Here is a 17146-nt window from a genome sequence, read left to right on the forward strand (position 1 = left end):
AACGTAACAAAGCTTAATATCATTCATCAATCATTATCCATAAAATTACTTAATCTCAACCACTCTAAACTCGGTTCGCCGATTACGTTGGTGTTCTGCTTCTGTACAAATAACGCCATCCGTGCAGTTATTTACGAGCTGAGTTTCGCCCATACCAACGGCAGTCATCCGTTTGCGGCTGATACCTTTCGATACCAGATAATTGGCTACGGCTTTCGCCCGTTGGGTCGAGAGCGCCTTGTTATGATCGGCGTCGCCCCGGCTGTCGGTATGCGAGCGAATTTCGATAACCAGCGAAGGATATTTACGCATTGTTGCGACTACTTTATCCAGTTCGCGGGCAGCATCGGCCCGGAGGCTAAAGCGGTCGAGGTCGTAGTAAATATTGTCAATTGTTACTACGTCACCAACACTAAGCATTCGCAAATCGGCCGCTACTTCTTTCGGTTTCGCCTTCTTCGAGATACGTTTAATTTTGTTGGTATTCGTTCCAAAAGTTGGTTTTGAGGCAACAAGTGTATAATCGCACCCTTCAATAATATCGAAACTATAGCGTCCGTCTGCTCCTGTTACGTATTCTCGCTGCGTGCGGTCGCATTCATTACGTAGCCGTACCGTTACGCCCTCAATCGGTCGTTTGTCGCGTTCGCTAACAACTACACCCCGTATTCGTGAGCGGTTAAGCAACGCCGTTGGCTCATTTGGGGCCGTATCCGCCGGAATGGTATCCATCACAATGGTTGGCTTGATAAGCCCAATTTCGAGTCGGCTTGGTTGGTCATCGGTCATCGCCCGTGTAGTGAAACCTACCATGCTGTTAATATAGCCATCCCGACTTGCCTGAAACGTAAAGGCGTTATCGCCCTGTAAACAGATACGAACAAAACCATTTGCATCACTGGTCAGCGTCCGGTCTTGCCGTCCTTCCTCCCGTGCTTTCACGACAACGCTGACGCTATCGAGCGGTAAATCAGTATTTGTATCATAAACGCGAATCGTCAGGTCACGACAGCCGTATAACGAGCTTTCGCGTACAAACCGATAGATATCATCATTGCCATCTTTGCGATTGCTGCTAAAATAACCGCTGCCTCGACCACCATCGGTTATGAAACCGAAATCATCCTGCGCCGAGTTAATGGGAGCGTCAAGATGCTCTACAGAACCTACCGTTACGCCATTTTGCAATGTAGCATAAAATATATCCAGAGCTCCTAAGCCCTTTTTACCATCCGATGAGAAATAGAGATTGCCAGCTTCATCAACAAACGGAAAAAGCTCATTTCCTTTTGTATTGATCGTTTCGCCCAAATTTACCGGCCGACTCCAACGTCCATTCTGAAAACGGCTTACGTATAAATCCGTACCACCAAAGCCACCGGGCATATCCGATGCAAAATAAAGTAGTTGTTCATCCCGGCTCAATGTTGGATGGCCTACCGAATATTCATCGCTATTGAAGGGTAATTCTACAATATCGACCCAAGAGCCATTTTGCTGACGAGCCGTATATAACTTGAGTTTGTTAACGCCTTCACTGCTGGCACCTGCCTTTCCGCCATTGTAATTATTACGGGTGAAAATGATTTGCGAACCATCTTCCGTGAACGTAGCAGGCCCTTCATGGTATTTCGTATTGAGTGTTTTGCTGAAGCGAGCGACAGGGTTTATTGGTCGTTCTTCATACCCTAATCCTTCTGATACGTTGATACCGACTGCAAAATTTGGTACTGTACGCGAATCGTTAGCTGTTGGCCGACTATAAGCATCACTGCCCACCCGGCGTTCTGATCGAGCATTATTATCCGGCCCCGGAGTTATGCTACCATCAGCATTAATAATCGTCTTTACTTTTAATTCTTTTCGATTCGGTACGTAAAACAGATCCAGATAGCCAGAGCCTCCGCCACCACCCGTCGTTTCGATGGCTGAACCGCCTTTTTTACCAGCTACGTAGACTAATCCATCCCGATAATAGGCCGGACTAAATTCTTCGTTGGATGTGTTCAGACCCAGATATTCCAGTAGATACCGCACGGGTTCTTTTCGCCCCGATGGCCCAACCGTAACTGGCGTTAACGGTAAGCGCGGCCCTGGCTGTTTTTCTTTTAACTGATTATACCGATCGTATTGCTTCTGAGCTTCCTGAAACTTCCCATTACTAGCCAGAATCTGCGCAAACTGAAGAATCTGCTGTGGGTCTTCGCTAAGGTCGTTAGCCAATGCTTCCCGATAATAACGTTCGGCCTTTGTGCCATCGCCAACCTGCTGAAAAGCGTATGCCAGTTTACCCTGCGCAGTTGCTTTCTGAATTTTTGTCAGTTGATCAGTCTGCTCGGTCAAAATTTGCGAATAAGCTTCTATAGCCCGACCATACGCTTTATAATTAAGCATACGTTCGGCCTGCTGTAATAGCGAATCGACCTGTGCCCAAGCTGGTAAACAGCTTAGCCAAAGAAATCCTACCCAAAACCACCTTGTCAAATTCTTACTCATTGGTATGTCGCTAACCGTGCCTGAGGCAACTCATCAACACTCATTCGGCAAACGAATTTGCCCTAGATTCATTGCTAAAAAACTTATCGTACCAATGTTAGGAAACGGACATATTCACGCCCGTCGCTAAGACGTATCTGGTAATAATAAGTACCGTCGGGAAGGTGTTGTTTAGCATCATCGGCTTTTATGCCCTGATTCATTCTTCCATCCCAATCATTCTTATAATTGTCACTACGGAAAACAGGTTGCCCCCATCGGTTGTACACTTCCATCTGAACGGTAACACCTTCGGGTACGCGCTGAATCACAAATAAATCGTTTATGCCATCGTCATTTGGCGAAAATCCTTCGGGAATAAATACGGTTTCGGTTTCCTCCGAACGTACTGAATGGAGAGTTACCTGAGTAGCTTCGGCATTATCGGTTGGATTGCCATTCTGATCGGGGTCGGCTTCTGTCCCGTTCGTAGATTGGTCAATGCAAGTATTACCGTTACTATCCAGTGCCTTGACCACTCCCTTGTTCGAGAACGTCAACGTACTGGCCTGACGCACATCGAGCCGAACCGTTAGCCAAGCATAAGCCTGATTACCAGCCTGTAAACTACCGTTGTTTATAAGCAACGTATCGACACCACGACCTGTATACGTAGCATTAACCAACAAGTCGCTATCGGCCCGCACGTTTATCGACCGAATCTGAGCACCTACTCCTGCAAAAGCGGCATCTAAGTCATCGGAAATTCGAATGTTGGTTAACGTATGTTTCCCGTAGTTTTTGGCGGTGAACTGATACGTCAATTCAACAAATCGATTATTTCCTTCAACAAGCCAAACAGGCTCGCTTATTTTTTTGCTCAACCCAATTAACTCACGCGATGGCGCACTTACGGTATAGGTTGCCGACGCGCCTACACACGGGCCACTTCCATCAGGGTCGGGGGTTGACACGGTAAACAACGTAGCACCTCGCTGCTGGTCTGTTTCAGAAACCAGATACCTCGCTGTTACGTCAGAATTCGTAAATAAGCCTCCACCATTGCTCTGCCAGCTAACTTCCGACGCCGAACCACCTAGCTGCGCCTGTAACTGTATAATGCCTTTTTGCCAATTAATTGAATCAGGTCGAATCGCCACCGTTGGCGGATTACTCAAACAAGGCGGAATGGCCTGTTGGCAGCTCTGAATCGTTACCAATACGGCAACTGGTTCAGTAAAACAGCCTCTTCCATCCCGTCCAACCAGATAATACGTCCCAGCCGTTACAGCACTCGGCGACTGTAATGGTTGTGCAGTGAGTGATGCCGATGGTAAAAATCGATACTGTGTTATATCAGAATTAGTGGACAGAATGGCTTTCGACAAATCGGCTGTCTGATAAGGGCAAACATTTGAAAGTGCAGTTAATACGTTCAGTTTCTGAGTTATTGAACGTATCGATACTATGGCTATGTCTGAGCTATCGCTATGGCAGGTACCGATTTGACAAACAGCACGATACGTTGTTGCCTGTACAGGCGCTACGTTCCGAACAAGGCCTGTTACGCCGTCCGACCAACGAACAGTACCAAGACATCCCGAAGCCGTAATCTGTATGTTTTGACCAGCACAAATTTCGCGTTGGCTTGCTGTAATACTGGGTTTGGTCGGTGTACTAACTTGGACTGATATAGCCGTTGATGGATTACTAACGCAATTATTCTGTTCGCAGGTTGCACGAAAAACTGTCGTTTCGGTTAGAGGACCTGTCCATGAAGCCCCTGTTGCATTTATACGCCCGCTTTGGTCTTGCCAACGTATTGTTCCCGCACAATTCGACGCAGTTAATGTAACAGCATCGTTTGAGCAAATCAACGTAGCAGATGCTTTGATAACAGGTGCATCGGGTGTATTGACGGTCACTTGCCATACATCGGCAAAACAACTAATACACCCTGGCTTCGCCCTACAGATTGCAGTATATTTGGTTGTTTGCTGAGGTCGAACCGTAATGTTGTCCCCCACTTCTCCATTCGACCAGATAACAGTGCCTGCACAACCACTCGCCACCAGTTTTACCGATTCGTTCCGGCAAATAGCCTTCATCGAACCTGTAATTACAGGCGGCTCGGGGTGTTGGCACGTATCGGCCAGTGAATGGACCTCGGCTCTAGCTACCGGACCTACCAGTAACCACAGTAATAACCATCCAGTACCACCAATTAATTTATTTAGTAGCTGTTTCGTCATACGAGAAGTTTGCTACCACCCATAAGACGAATTTCATGCCAAGCGTTTTTTTTACTATTTTCTCGCTGAAAGTAACCTTAAAAAAAGGGAAGATAGCAACTAAACGGGCCCTTCTGATGCCAGAGAGAAAAGTCTGCCAGATTCCTCATAAATTATGCCAACATTTTAACTCATCTCAAATATTTAAGTTTGAAGGCGGCCACAGTAATCGTTATGTTGCTAAAATCATTAGCCAAAATACATGCTACGCTATAGACTATAGTGAATACAGATGAGCGATACTAGAAGGAAGCTCACGACGGTCGTGAGTGACAAACAGAATCGTTTTGTTTGTAAAGCTATCGATCAACTGACGTGCAAGCTCGATATGTTGCGCATCGATCACCTGAAAAGGTTCATCCAGTAAAAGCACAGGCGCATTTTTCAGAAATGCACGAATCAAGAGAATCAGCCGCTGCTCACCTGCCGATAAAGTACCAAACATACGGTTGGTTAGACCGCTTATGCCAAAGTAAGCAAACAGACTGGCTAAATCGTTTTCTGAATCTGGTGATACACGCCTGGGTGGTGTTAACGTATCGGTCAGGCCAGTTAAGGCGACTTCGCGAGCCAATAATCCCTGCGGAAAGTAAAGATGAAGTTCAGGCGAAACAAAACCGATTCGGCGTTTCACATCCCAGATGCTTTCCCCCGATTTTCCTCGTCGGAAGCCAAATACGCTTACATTATTAGAGTAAGCCTGCGGATGGTCGCCATAAAGCAGACTGAGTAATACTGATTTTCCAGCACCATTTGGCCCAATCAATGCCCAACGCTCACCAGCACGAACGGTCCAGTTAATTTGATTTAGAATAACGACATCGCTGTACTGGACGGTTACGTTACGTAGTGAAAAAGCCTCTTCAAAATCAGCAACTGCCGGTTTTGTCGCCAAGGTAGGAACAGTCTCAAAGATTTGCTGATTTTCCGCTGGTAAATATGTTTTGCGAGGACCAGTCCACTGAATACGCCCTTTGCTGAACGTAGCAACATGAGTTGCAAACTTAGGAATTTCTTCCGACTCAGTTACCAGCATAAGTGTCAGCCCATGCTCCACCAATTCAGCTAACCAACTCGTTAGTTCGGCCCGAAATCCTGCATCTAGTCCCACAAATGGATTGTCGAGCAACAAAACGGAAGGATGCTTTAACAACGCTTTGCCAATGCGTGCCTTGCGGGTTTGCCCATTCGATAGTTTTAGAAACGACCGATCCAGTAACGGGGTTAACCCTAATCGGTCGATAAGTGCTTTTGATTCCAGAGTATCAGCAAATCCCAGAAAATCCCGCAGTTTTGGAATAGATCGATAACCGGCATCTCCGGCGTTATCGCTCATTGTGGCCTGATAGCGTTGCTGATAGAAGTAACCTCCATACGAAAATTGCGAAGACTCTTCTTTAAAGGAAACAAATTCGGCTGTTCCTCTTCTCGTCAGCAAAGTTGCAGGAGCCGAAAATTGACCAGCCAGCGTTTGTAGAAACGTTGTTTTACCACTCCCCGTTGGCCCCGTAACAGCCCAGCATTCGCCCGGCTTAAGTTGAAAATAAAGGTCTTTTAAAACAATTTGTCCACTTCGGCGGACAGTTAATCCATGCAATGAAATCCAGGGGTCGGTCATAAAAAATGGGGCCATACCTTCGCAAAGGTATAACCCCATCTGTATTTATGCACCATTAACTAAGACCTACTTTCTTGGCGGAGTCGTAGGGGTTGTTGGTGGTGTCGACGGATTACTACTTCTGTTTGTCGTCGTACCCATATTTGTCCGATCGCTTGGTGGTGTGGTTGGGTTTGGATCAGGCATCGTACGAGTTCCCGAAGTTGATGTCATTGAGCTTGTACCCGTTCTGTAAGTCGAGCCTGAAGTGGAAGGTGGCTGACTAATGCCGGTATTCGCCGGCGTTGTAGTTGGCTGATTCACCCCAGTAGGCGTAGTAGTTGGTGTGGTCGTATTCACGCCAGTTGGTGTGGTTGGTGGCTGATTAACACCTGTATTAACGGGTGCAGAAGGCGTTTGATTAATGCCTGTATTTGCCGGTGTTGTAGTTGGCGTAGTTTGGTACGAACTCGAATTCGTGTTTGTTGGTTGTGTCTGAGTCGTACCTGTGTTACCTCGATTTGACGAATTTGTCGTTTGGGCAGTTGCGTTGAAGGCTATGCTAGCTACTAGCATAGATCCTAATAAGATTACTTTTTTCATTAGTTGAGCAAGTTTTAATATCTAAATATCTATTTGCTTGATATTCTATAGTATAACTCAACTAATAGGAAGTTGTTTAATTTAGATTAAAAAAATTGGATATTTTAAATCGATTTGACCTGATTTTCAACAGAAAAGGAGTTATCCCGAATACTGAGCCTATAAATAGGTGTAGCATTCGGGATAACTCCTTTTATACTTTATGATAATTTTATGATTTCATCAAGTCTTGCTGTTCGCGCAGTTTTGCCCGCTCAATCGAACGCGATACCAGAATACTTATTTCGTAAAGACCTGCTAATGGCAATGCGACCAGCACCTGACTATAGATGTCTGGCGATGGCGTAATAATACCCGCAACAACCAGAATAACGATCCAGGCGTGTTTGCGATATTCTTTCATGAAAGCAGGTGTTAACACCCCAACTTTCGAAAGTACAAACGCAACAATAGGCATCTGAAACATAAGGGCACAACCAAGGGAAAGCGTAACCAGAATACCGATGTAGGACGTAATGTCGAATTGGTTCTTAATTTCAGGCGTAATCTGATAGTTAGCTAAAAAATTGATAGCCAGTGGCGAAACAATATAATAGCCAAAAAACAAGCCCATCAAAAACAGCATCGATACATAGAAAACAGCACCACGGGCTGCATTCCGTTCGGTCTGACGAAGACCCGGTTTAATGAAACTCCACAATTCCCAGAACGCGTACGGAAATGCGAAACATAGACCAATTATAAGCGATGACGTTAGCGCCATTGTAAACTGATCGGATACCCCAAGCGCCTGTAATTCAAAATTCAGCTTTTTTACACACAAATCAGCGTATCCTGTCACTTCCGACAGTTTACACATCATTCGATACGTCCAGAAATCAGGGTTTTTAGGCCCCATGATAACTGTTTGCCAAATTTCCTGGATAAAAATAAAGGCGATAATCGCAAACACAAAAATGGACCCAACGGCCCGGATAATGTGCCAGCGCAGTTCTTCCAGATGATCAAGAAAGGACATTTCTTTCCCTTCTTCTACAATCTCTTCGTCAGTTAATTGGTCGAGTGGCATTTTCTTAAAGAGTGAAAGAGTACAAGAGCGAAAGAGTGAGGAAATTAGTCGTGGCTTAGTAGACGCTCTTTCACTCTTTCACTCTTTCGCTCTTTAATGATTAACTTTTATAGAGCGGAAATGCTTTCATCCACTCGTTGATTTCTTCTTTAACGGTCGAGAGTACCGATTCGTTGTCATGATTCATCAGCACCTTGTCGATATATACGACAACTTGCTCCATGTCCGATTCTTTGAGGCCGCGAGTCGTCATAGCGGCAGAGCCGATACGCATTCCCGACGTAACCATCGGCGACTTATCGTCGAACGGAACCATGTTTTTATTGATGGTAATATCTGCCTTAATAAGCGTATTTTCGGCTAATTTACCCGTCAAACCTTTCGAGCGTAGATCAATCAGCATCAGGTGGTTGTCGGTACCGCCCGAAATAATTTTATAGCCCAGTCCAAGGAAAGTTTTTGCCATTGCCTGTGCATTGGCTTTCACCTGAACAGCATATTCATAAAAATCGTCGCTCAAAGCCTCGCCAAAGCCAACAGCTTTAGCCGCAATAATGTGTTCCAGCGGTCCACCCTGCGTGCCGGGGAATACACCAGAATCGAGCAACGACGACATTAAACGAGTTTCGCCTTTCTGTGTTTTGATACCGAATGGATTTTCGAAATCATTGCGCATCATGATAATGCCACCGCGCGAGCCACGTAGCGTTTTGTGCGTAGTGGTGGTTACAATGTGTGCGTGGGCGAGTGGATCGTTCAGCAGACCTTTTGCAATCAGTCCTGCCGGGTGCGATACGTCGGCCAACAGCAATGCACCAACTTCATCGGCAATGGCACGCAAGCGGGCATAATCCCAATCACGGCTGTAGGCAGATGCTCCGCAGATGAGCATTTTAGGACGCTCTTTTTTAGCAGTTTCTTCTACTACATCGTAATTGATAACACCCGTTTCCTGTTCAACGCCGTAGAACGTTGGGCGAAAATATTTTCCCGAGATATTAACAGGAGAGCCGTGTGTAAGGTGACCACCGTGCGACAGGTTGAAACCCAGAATGGTATCACCCGGCTGCAGGCAGGCCAGAAACACCGCCGTATTAGCCTGAGCACCTGAGTGTGGTTGCACATTTACCCAACTGGCACCAAATAATTCTTTAGCCCGGTCAATAGCAATTTGCTCAATCTGGTCAACAACTTCGCAACCGCCATAATACCGTTTGCCGGGCAGACCTTCAGCATATTTATTGGTCAGCACACTGCCAGCCGCTTCCATTACGGCGGGCGACACAAAGTTTTCGGAAGCTATTAACTCAATTCCCGACTCTTGGCGATGTTTTTCTTTGGCAATGAGGTCAAACACCTGCGTATCGCGGGTGGTAGAAGTGACGGTTGTCATCAGAACAAGCAGTTTTTTATGTTGGTAATCTGGTGATTCGGTTGGTAAACACAACGTATCAAACCAACAAACAACCAGTTATTTACAAGTACAAAGGTACATCGGAAAATGGTAGATTCAGGTAGGTTCTCTGACAAAACTATCCAACAAAATATCATTCATATGAGTTAAATTAAAGAGGGTCTTTAAACCTTTCCGTTTACAAACCCTCTCAGAAGCAACATAATATCGGTAGAAATTAGCGTTCGTAAACCGATTTTCTACCAAACTCAATCAATAAAGCTATGAAAAAGGAACTGAAAGTATTGGCATTAGCGAGCTTACTGCTACCAGCGTTCTTTGTAGCCAGTTCGGAAACTGCCACAGCGCAACAACCTCGACGAGTTATTGTTATTCCCAGAGCACCTGCTACTAATCAGGTATGGGTTCCGGGTCATCACGTTCGTCGAGGACGGGATTATATTTGGGTAGACGGTTATTATCGTTCAGCGCCCGCTCCTGTACGATATAGTTCAGCACCTGCACGTTATAAAACCTGGAATCCCGGTTATTGGCGAAGAACGCCAAATGGGCGAGTTTGGGTGCAGGGATATTGGAGTTACTAAAAAAAGGTCCTGAGTTTGAAAGCTCAGGACCTTTTTTTATGTTATCGAACGATAATCTGTCGTTCTAATGGTTCACTTTCTATCACCTTTCCGCTAGAATACGTAGCGACAATACGGAGACTATATTTTCCGGGAGTAACCGACTCCGGAATTTTTAAGCCGCCCGGATAGTCACCGTTAAAACTACCAGTGCGGTAGGTAAAAACAACAGATCGAGTCAGATTGTCAACATCTGTTAATTTCACCTCTAGCTTATCAGTATATGACCCATATTCGGGCTGAATGCTGGCCGAATAATTTTTCATGCGCTGAAGTACCAATGGGCTTGCTGTGGCAGAGGCCAATAACGTATCGATAGAAAATACACTCGGCTGTTCAGGTTGACGTAGTACCGTAAACCGATACGTAGCACCAATAGCCTGACCGCCTGACATAAGCTGAACGTAGTAATAGCCAGGTGTTAGATCGGCCGGCAAATCAATACGTAGGCTTCGACCAAAAGTTGATACGTTCGTTGGTTTTACGCGAAAGCGCTCGCCTGTTACACGTCGGAATAGTAACTCTGGACTATCGTCGGCAAACAGATTTTCACCATTTATAAGCAGACTTTGGCTTTTCGCCAGAATAGGCTGTTTAAATTGGAAACTTTCCAATAACGGTGTCCCTTTCCTAAATCGTAATTTCTGCTTTGCTACAGCCTGACGACCGTTTGCTTTTTTAATTTCAACCGTATACTCGCCTGGCCGAACGTGTTCTGGAATTCCGGCCGCGTATTGGTTATACGTAGGTTGCCGATCTGGGCAATTATAGACTCCATAGCAACATTGTACCTGCAACGTATCGCGTTCGGGCGAGTCCGTTCGAGTCAGAATGATCTGCCCAATGCCTACACCATCTGTAAAATTATCAATCTGAAAACCAATCGGTTGCCCAATCGTAGCCGTTGCCTGATTATCAATAAAACTGATATTCAAATTATCCGCAGGCTTCACAACAAACTTATAAATGTTCAACTGATTATCTTTGCCAAGTACGTAAATGCCCAACTGTTTTTCGGGCTGGAGCATACCGCAAATATTAACGGGGTACGGTCCTTCATTCCAAATAGAACTGTTAGGCGAAGTCTGATAAGCGGTCGCTACAAAACTTAGTACGGTTGTGTTTACAGGAGCTGTTAGTACAATCTGTTTTTTGTCATGGTCAATTGCAATATTCTGCGCCGGAAAACTAGGAATTGTAATACCTAAAAGCTTTGCTTCACCGTTAGGGTTAACTTCCTGTTTTTTAGACCGACAGGCCTGTACAAAAACTAATAGAATCAGCACTAGTAAACTATATTTCATTACGTTGGCCAAGAAAAAAGTGGAGTAGAACTAGCTGTTGCACACTACGTATTTGTCTGTAATACCAGCACTAAAATTTGTTCTTCAAAGAAACATAATGTTGTCATATTAATTACCGATGTGGCAGATAGTTAAAGATTAAATTTTTAAGGCTTTAGTACGTATCAATATCAGAGATAATACAATGAATAATACGCTTGATAAACAATCCCTACTGGCAGAGCTTGACACGCCTTATAACGTTAGCCCTGAAGCCATTACGTTCTACCAACAAAACGGTTACGTAAAACTAAAGCACGTACTAAGCCCTGCCGTTCTGGAATACTATGGCGATATTATTACGGATTTAGTTTTTCGGCTTAATACGTTAATAAAGCCGATGGAAGAACGTACTACGTATGAGCGGGCTTTTCTTCAGATTATGAACCTCTGGCGCGAGGACGAACAGGCACGCGAATTCGTTTTCTCGAAACGTTTAGCCAAAATTGCCGCCGATTTAATGGGCGTCGATGGGGTTCGGCTTTACCACGATCAGGCACTTTATAAAGAACCGTCGGGTGGTATCACGCCCTGGCATGCCGATCAGTTTTACTGGCCCTTGTCGTCACCAAAAACGGTTACAGTCTGGATTCCGTTGCAGGACACACCTATGGAAATGGGGCCGCTCGCCTTTGCCGAAGGTAGCCAGCACGTAGAAATTGGCCGTGATATTGAAATCAGCGATGAAAGTGAAAAACTGCTTGAGGAATCGCTTCGGAAAGAGAATTTCAACGTACACGATACCCCTTTCGAATTAGGCGAAGTAAGTTATCACGCTGGCTGGACGTTTCACCGGGCAGGCCCGAATGTATCGGATCGCCCACGTAAGGTCATGACCATGATTTACATGGATGAAAATCAGAGAATTATTCAGCCACGTAATGAATTTCAGATTGCTGATCATGAAACCTGGCTCAGTAGCCTTCCTATAGGTAGTAAGCCCGAGGAAAAAATGAATCCGCTCTTATTCAGCCGATAAGCGTGTAGGAATAGCTATCGATAGTCGTAAATCGATCGTCATTTTCGGAATAATTAATGCCGAAACGACGATCGTTTTACGACTATTGTCTTTTATGGAAATATTTTTGCTGTATTTCTGTTGTCTAAACAAACCATCACTTCCTCCAAACGGCATGAAGTCATTTCTTACGTTTGTGGTGTGGCTTCTGCTGCCCCTCGTTACGTTCTCTCAGATTATAAAACCTGTTAGCTGGTCCTATAAATCGACCAAATCATCTGCCAAAGTTGGTGATATTATTGATATCCAATTTACGGCCAGTGTGCAGTCTGGCTATCATATTTACTCCTCGGAGGTCAATCCAAAAATTGATGGGCCGCTGCCAACGGTTATTAAGTTTACGCCTAATAAATCCTTTGAACTGATCGGAAAAGTGAAACCGACCAGCAAAGTAGACGTAAAATATGAAGAGGTTTTTGAGGGCGATACGTATCTGATGCGTGGTCAGGCGCAGTTTTCGCAACGCATCAAAATCCTCAGCGATGCACCGGCTCTTGAAGGTGTTATTGAGTATCAGGCTTGTACTGATAAAGATGGTCAATGCATTCCGGGCGATGAAAGTTTCGCCATTACGGGTCTAACCATTGCCGGACAAGCTTCAGCTACCTCAACAACTGCTGTAGCTGCTACGTCCCAAACGGCAGCGACTGTTACCCAACCAACTTCTGAAACAACTGTAGCAGCCGCTACGTCTGCACCTGCTCTACCAACGATAGAACCTGTTGACTCCACCGAATCGGCGATATCTGAAAAAGCAGAAACTACTATGATGGCCTCTACTACCGACGACGTAGCAAATGCTTCAGGCGATTCGCTTGGTGGTTTTCTGTTGGCAGCTTTCCTGTCGGGTCTGGTAGCCCTGCTTACGCCCTGTGTGTTTCCCATTATTCCGGCAACTGTGAGTTTTTTCACTAACCAGCAGGGTGGACAATGGAAGGCTTTATTATATGGCGCATTCATCATTGGTATATATGTATTGATCGGAACTGTCGTGTCGCGCTTCAACGGTCCAGCATTTGCCAATTTCGTCAGTACGCACTGGGTACCGAACGTACTGTTCTTCCTCGTTTTCTTTGTTTTTGGACTCTCTTTCCTCGGTCTGTTCGAGATTGTTTTGCCGAACTCACTGGTTAACAAAGCTGACGCTAAGTCTGAGCAGGGCGGTATAGCAGGTATTTTCTTTATGGCCTTTACACTCGTGCTGGTTTCGTTCTCCTGCACTGGGCCAATTGTTGGTAGCTTGCTGGTAGCATCGGCTGGTGGTGAAGTTGTGAAGCCTATTCTGGGAATGGCGGCATTCTCGTCAGCGTTTGCGGTGCCATTTACGTTGTTTGCGGCTTTCCCACAATGGTTACGAAATTTACCCCGTTCAGGCGGATGGCTCAATTCGGTGAAAGTTGTTCTGGGTTTTCTGGAGCTTGCACTCGCGCTGAAATTCTTAAGCGTAGCCGATCAGGTTTATCACTGGGGATTGCTCGACCGTGAAGTGTTTCTTTCACTCTGGGTTGTCATTTTTGCGCTACTTGGTTTCTATTTTCTCGGGAAAATTCGCCTTCCTCATGATAGCGAAGTAAAAACTGTGAGCGTTCAGAAATTATTGCTGGCAATCGTTACCTTCTCGTTCGTGGTGTATATGGTTCCCGGCTTATGGGGTGCTCCTTTGAAAGCATTGTCAGGCTATCTTCCTCCCGAAACATCGCAGGATTTTAATTTACATGGGGCAGGAAACGTGATGCAGAATCCAGAAAACAAGATTTCAGAAAATGTGAAGTACGGTAATCTGTTTCACCTACCCCACGGATTACAGGGCTTTTTCGATTACAAACAGGCGCTGGCGTATTCCAAAAAAGTTAACAAGCCGATTTTCATTGATTTCACAGGCCACGGCTGTGTGAACTGCCGTGAAATGGAAGCTCGTGTCTGGTCAGATCCAGCGGTGTTGTCGCGACTTCAGAATGATTTTGTAGTTGTCGCCCTTTACGTTGACGATAAAACTGAATTGCCGAAATCTGAGTGGTACACGTCGACGTATGACCAGAAGGTAAAGAAAACAATTGGTGCTCAAAATGCGGATTTACAAATCACGAAGTATAACAACAATGCGCAGCCCCACTACTGTCTCGTCAACAACGAAGGTAAATTGCTGGTGCCACCCAAAAATTATGACCGTGACGTAGCGAATTTTGTTACGTTCCTTGATTCAGGAAAAGCTAAGTTTTGAGAAGAATTGGTGAATATCCTCTTCGTTTGTAGCAGAAACCGATGGCGTAGCCTAACGGCTGAAACTATCTATAAAAATCATCCTACCTACTTTGTAAAGTCTGCTGGCACTGAACCATCAGCTCGAGTGAAGGTTTCCTCTAAACTTATACAATGGGCTGATTTGGTTTTTGTTATGGAAAAGCGTCACAAAGAACGATTACTCAATCAGTTTCGAGACGAGCTGAATGACAGAGAGCTTATAGTGCTAGATATTCCTGACGATTATGGATATATGGACGAAGAATTAATTGACATCTTAACGGTGTCGGTTTCAACGTATTTCAATGACGAACAATAAAATCATTTCGTATTAACTGCAATTGCATTTACCATAAATAAAAATGTCCGCTAGAATCTAGCGGACATTTTTATTAGATTAATACGTAGCAAAATTTAAGATACTGGTTCAGCCGAAACTGGTTGTGTTTGTGCTTGTACGAGTTCCATATCAGGCTTCGACTGATCGGCTATCGTTACGCGGCCACGCTCTTTACGTACAATACGTGAGTATAGCGAAATCTCCTGATCGAATAGAAACCGGAAGAATAACCGAACGTAGGAAGTATGGTATTTTAACGTATCATAATATTCAGGTGCCGATTTCTTGATTTGCGGAAGCTTATTCCAGGGAATCGATGGGAAATCGTGGTGTTCGTTGTGGAAACCAACATTTAGGTTCACGCCGTTTAATTGGCCATAATAGCTGTACGTTTCCTGTTCAGGATCGAGCGTCAGGTAGTGTTCCTGAATCCAGCGAGCACCTAATGGATGCAATCCTACCGAGAAAAATAGGCAGAGTAGCAAGAAAATCAGCGCTTTCCAGCCAAACAACACAACGATTAAGACATCGAATGCCACCTGAACAACAATATTAGCCGCAACCCATTTATCAATTACAGCCAGTTCGTGCATACGAATGGTACGTATCGCCTGAAATACTGGGAAAAACAGCAACCATAGTGCCTTACCAATCGAGTAATTATTGATGAGTTTCGCTTCGTACCAATCCGGCAAATCAGCATCTAATTCATGAACTCCCTGAAAAGCATGGTGCTTGATATGAAAGTTTTTGAACGAAAGGGCTGTAGGAAATACGGTTGGCAGGTTGGCGAAGATAGCCGTCCAGGCATTGGCCGTTGGTTTACGGAAAATTAGATTGTGAGCGGCTTCGTGAATACAAACGAATAACGTGTGTGCCGGAAATGCACCAATGAGCCAGGCTGCACCAACCACAATCCACCAGGACTGATCACGAACAAGGCACGCCATACCAACCATCATTGATACGCAGCCCAGAATAACCCAGAATGTATTCGGGTTTTTCTGACCAATCAATTGTTTGATTTCGGGGTGAGCTTTGAGAATTAAACGGGTACGGATTCGATGCGGCTCTGTAGCATTTGAGCGAACAAAATCAGTGAATTTTGCCATGGATGAGGTGTCGCAAGAAACAACAGTGAATCGCACAAGCGATTCGATAAAAAAACAGTGAGTAAAATTAACACAATTTTATCTGGCAATACCACTCAATCAATTGTTTTTTATCTGATTTTAATCATATTTCTCTTTAAACAAGAAAGGTGGAGCCAAGTCGGGCCCCACCTTTGCTGATTCAGGTTGATTCAATAAAAACGTAATAATTACAGGAATGAAACGACTGGGTAAAATCAATTTCCTATCGTGAATGAGTACCCTAGCGATACGCCCACTCCCCGGTTGCGTACATTAATATTTACAACAGGCACTTGAATCTGACGTGTAAAACCGTGTGTATATCGCCCTTCGATGAAGAATTTGCCAGGACCCGCATCAACTGCTAGACCTAACCCACCAACCGCGCTAACGTCCCAACGACTCAAGGTTCCACCATAATTAACATCAATGTCGTAAGGTTTTGTAGTGAACAGGGCTGAGCCGCGCGTCCGAATACGACCGTCCATAGCGTAGCTAACAGCTGGTCCAATTAAGAAATAAGGCTGAATAGGGCCGTCGCTCATATTAATTTTAGCCAGCAAAGGCAGCTCTAGATTTTGCGACTGGTAAGCGATGGTAGCACCAATTGGGAGGTTAAATCCGCCAAGATTTATATCAAAGCCTTCTTTTACAGCCACACCTTTCTGAATGTAGACTATCTCAGGACGAAAGGATACGCGATCACTTATTGGAATTTCCAGAAAAATAGCCCCAACTGGGCCAATCGTTGGATATAAATCAGGATTGAAACTACCTAAAAAATCGGGTTTAGAAGCAAAACCCCAGTTAGCTCCGCCCCGGACCCCAACCTGCACTTGTGCAAAAGAGGTTTCAATAGAAAATACGCTCAACAGAGCAACTATACCGGCAAGCACAACTCGTTTCATGATTTCTGAAGGGAAAAATTGATGGTAAAAACTAAACATGAACTTAATTGTGTAGAATGTCGGCAATAGGCGAATGTGTATTAGTGAACTG

The 17146-nt window shown here is 44.9% G+C and carries 13 protein-coding genes; 4 read left to right on the plus strand and 9 right to left on the minus strand.

Features of this window, described 5'->3' with window-relative positions:
* Positions 1-45 precede the first annotated feature (45 nt).
* From ACYVD4_RS03205 to ACYVD4_RS03230, 6 genes are all read right to left on the minus strand, one after another.
* Positions 46-2496, minus strand: coding sequence for an OmpA family protein (locus ACYVD4_RS03205; protein ID WP_460942327.1), 2451 nt, complete (start codon positions 2494-2496; stop codon positions 46-48).
* Positions 2497-2579: 83 nt separating this feature from the next.
* Positions 2580-4727 (minus strand): T9SS type B sorting domain-containing protein, encoded by a 2148-nt coding sequence (locus tag ACYVD4_RS03210; protein ID WP_460942329.1) that lies wholly within the window; start codon positions 4725-4727, stop codon positions 2580-2582.
* Positions 4728-4983: 256 nt separating this feature from the next.
* Entirely contained in the window at positions 4984-6399 is a 1416-nt protein-coding gene (locus ACYVD4_RS03215; RefSeq protein WP_460942331.1) for an ATP-binding cassette domain-containing protein, read from the minus strand.
* A 51-nt stretch (positions 6400-6450) separates the two neighbouring features.
* Positions 6451-6966, minus strand: a complete 516-nt coding sequence (locus tag ACYVD4_RS03220; RefSeq protein ID WP_460942333.1) for a hypothetical protein — start codon at positions 6964-6966, stop codon at positions 6451-6453.
* Positions 6967-7177: 211 nt separating this feature from the next.
* Positions 7178-8035: a twin-arginine translocase subunit TatC gene (tatC, locus tag ACYVD4_RS03225; protein ID WP_460942335.1), complete on the minus strand. Its 858-nt coding sequence runs from the start codon at positions 8033-8035 to the stop codon at positions 7178-7180.
* Between the two features lie 100 nt (positions 8036-8135).
* Complete coding sequence (locus tag ACYVD4_RS03230) at positions 8136-9428, minus strand: serine hydroxymethyltransferase (RefSeq protein WP_460942337.1); 1293 nt, start codon at positions 9426-9428, stop codon at positions 8136-8138.
* A gap of 284 nt (positions 9429-9712) precedes the next feature.
* On the opposite strand from ACYVD4_RS03230, the gene ACYVD4_RS03235 reads away from it, so the two are divergent.
* Positions 9713-10033 carry a hypothetical protein gene (locus ACYVD4_RS03235; protein ID WP_460942339.1) on the plus strand — a complete coding sequence of 107 codons (321 nt, stop codon included), beginning with the start codon at positions 9713-9715 and terminating at the stop codon, positions 10031-10033.
* 41 nt (positions 10034-10074) lie between these two features.
* Here ACYVD4_RS03235 and ACYVD4_RS03240 read toward each other — a convergent pair whose 3' ends face one another.
* A complete protein-coding gene (locus ACYVD4_RS03240) occupies positions 10075-11376 on the minus strand; it encodes a hypothetical protein (RefSeq protein WP_460942341.1) in 1302 nt (433 codons plus the stop codon).
* A gap of 184 nt (positions 11377-11560) precedes the next feature.
* Between ACYVD4_RS03240 and ACYVD4_RS03245 the strand changes: the two genes are divergently transcribed.
* The 3 genes from ACYVD4_RS03245 (at position 11561) to ACYVD4_RS03255 (ending at position 14993) form a co-directional block, all read left to right on the plus strand.
* Positions 11561-12394, plus strand: a complete 834-nt coding sequence (locus tag ACYVD4_RS03245) for a phytanoyl-CoA dioxygenase family protein (protein WP_460942343.1) — start codon at positions 11561-11563, stop codon at positions 12392-12394.
* A 154-nt stretch (positions 12395-12548) separates the two neighbouring features.
* Positions 12549-14654 (plus strand): protein-disulfide reductase DsbD family protein, encoded by a 2106-nt coding sequence (locus tag ACYVD4_RS03250; RefSeq protein WP_460942345.1) that lies wholly within the window; start codon positions 12549-12551, stop codon positions 14652-14654.
* A gap of 174 nt (positions 14655-14828) precedes the next feature.
* Positions 14829-14993 (plus strand): hypothetical protein, encoded by a 165-nt coding sequence (locus tag ACYVD4_RS03255; protein ID WP_460942347.1) that lies wholly within the window; start codon positions 14829-14831, stop codon positions 14991-14993.
* Between the two features lie 95 nt (positions 14994-15088).
* Here the strand turns inward: ACYVD4_RS03255 and ACYVD4_RS03260 are convergent, their stop codons facing one another.
* A complete protein-coding gene (locus ACYVD4_RS03260) occupies positions 15089-16126 on the minus strand; it encodes a fatty acid desaturase (protein ID WP_460942349.1) in 1038 nt (345 codons plus the stop codon).
* Between the two features lie 236 nt (positions 16127-16362).
* Positions 16363-17055, minus strand: coding sequence for a porin family protein (locus ACYVD4_RS03265; protein ID WP_460942351.1), 693 nt, complete (start codon positions 17053-17055; stop codon positions 16363-16365).
* Positions 17056-17146: the final 91 nt, after the last annotated feature.

It is taken from the genome of Spirosoma daeguense (assembly GCF_054776875.1).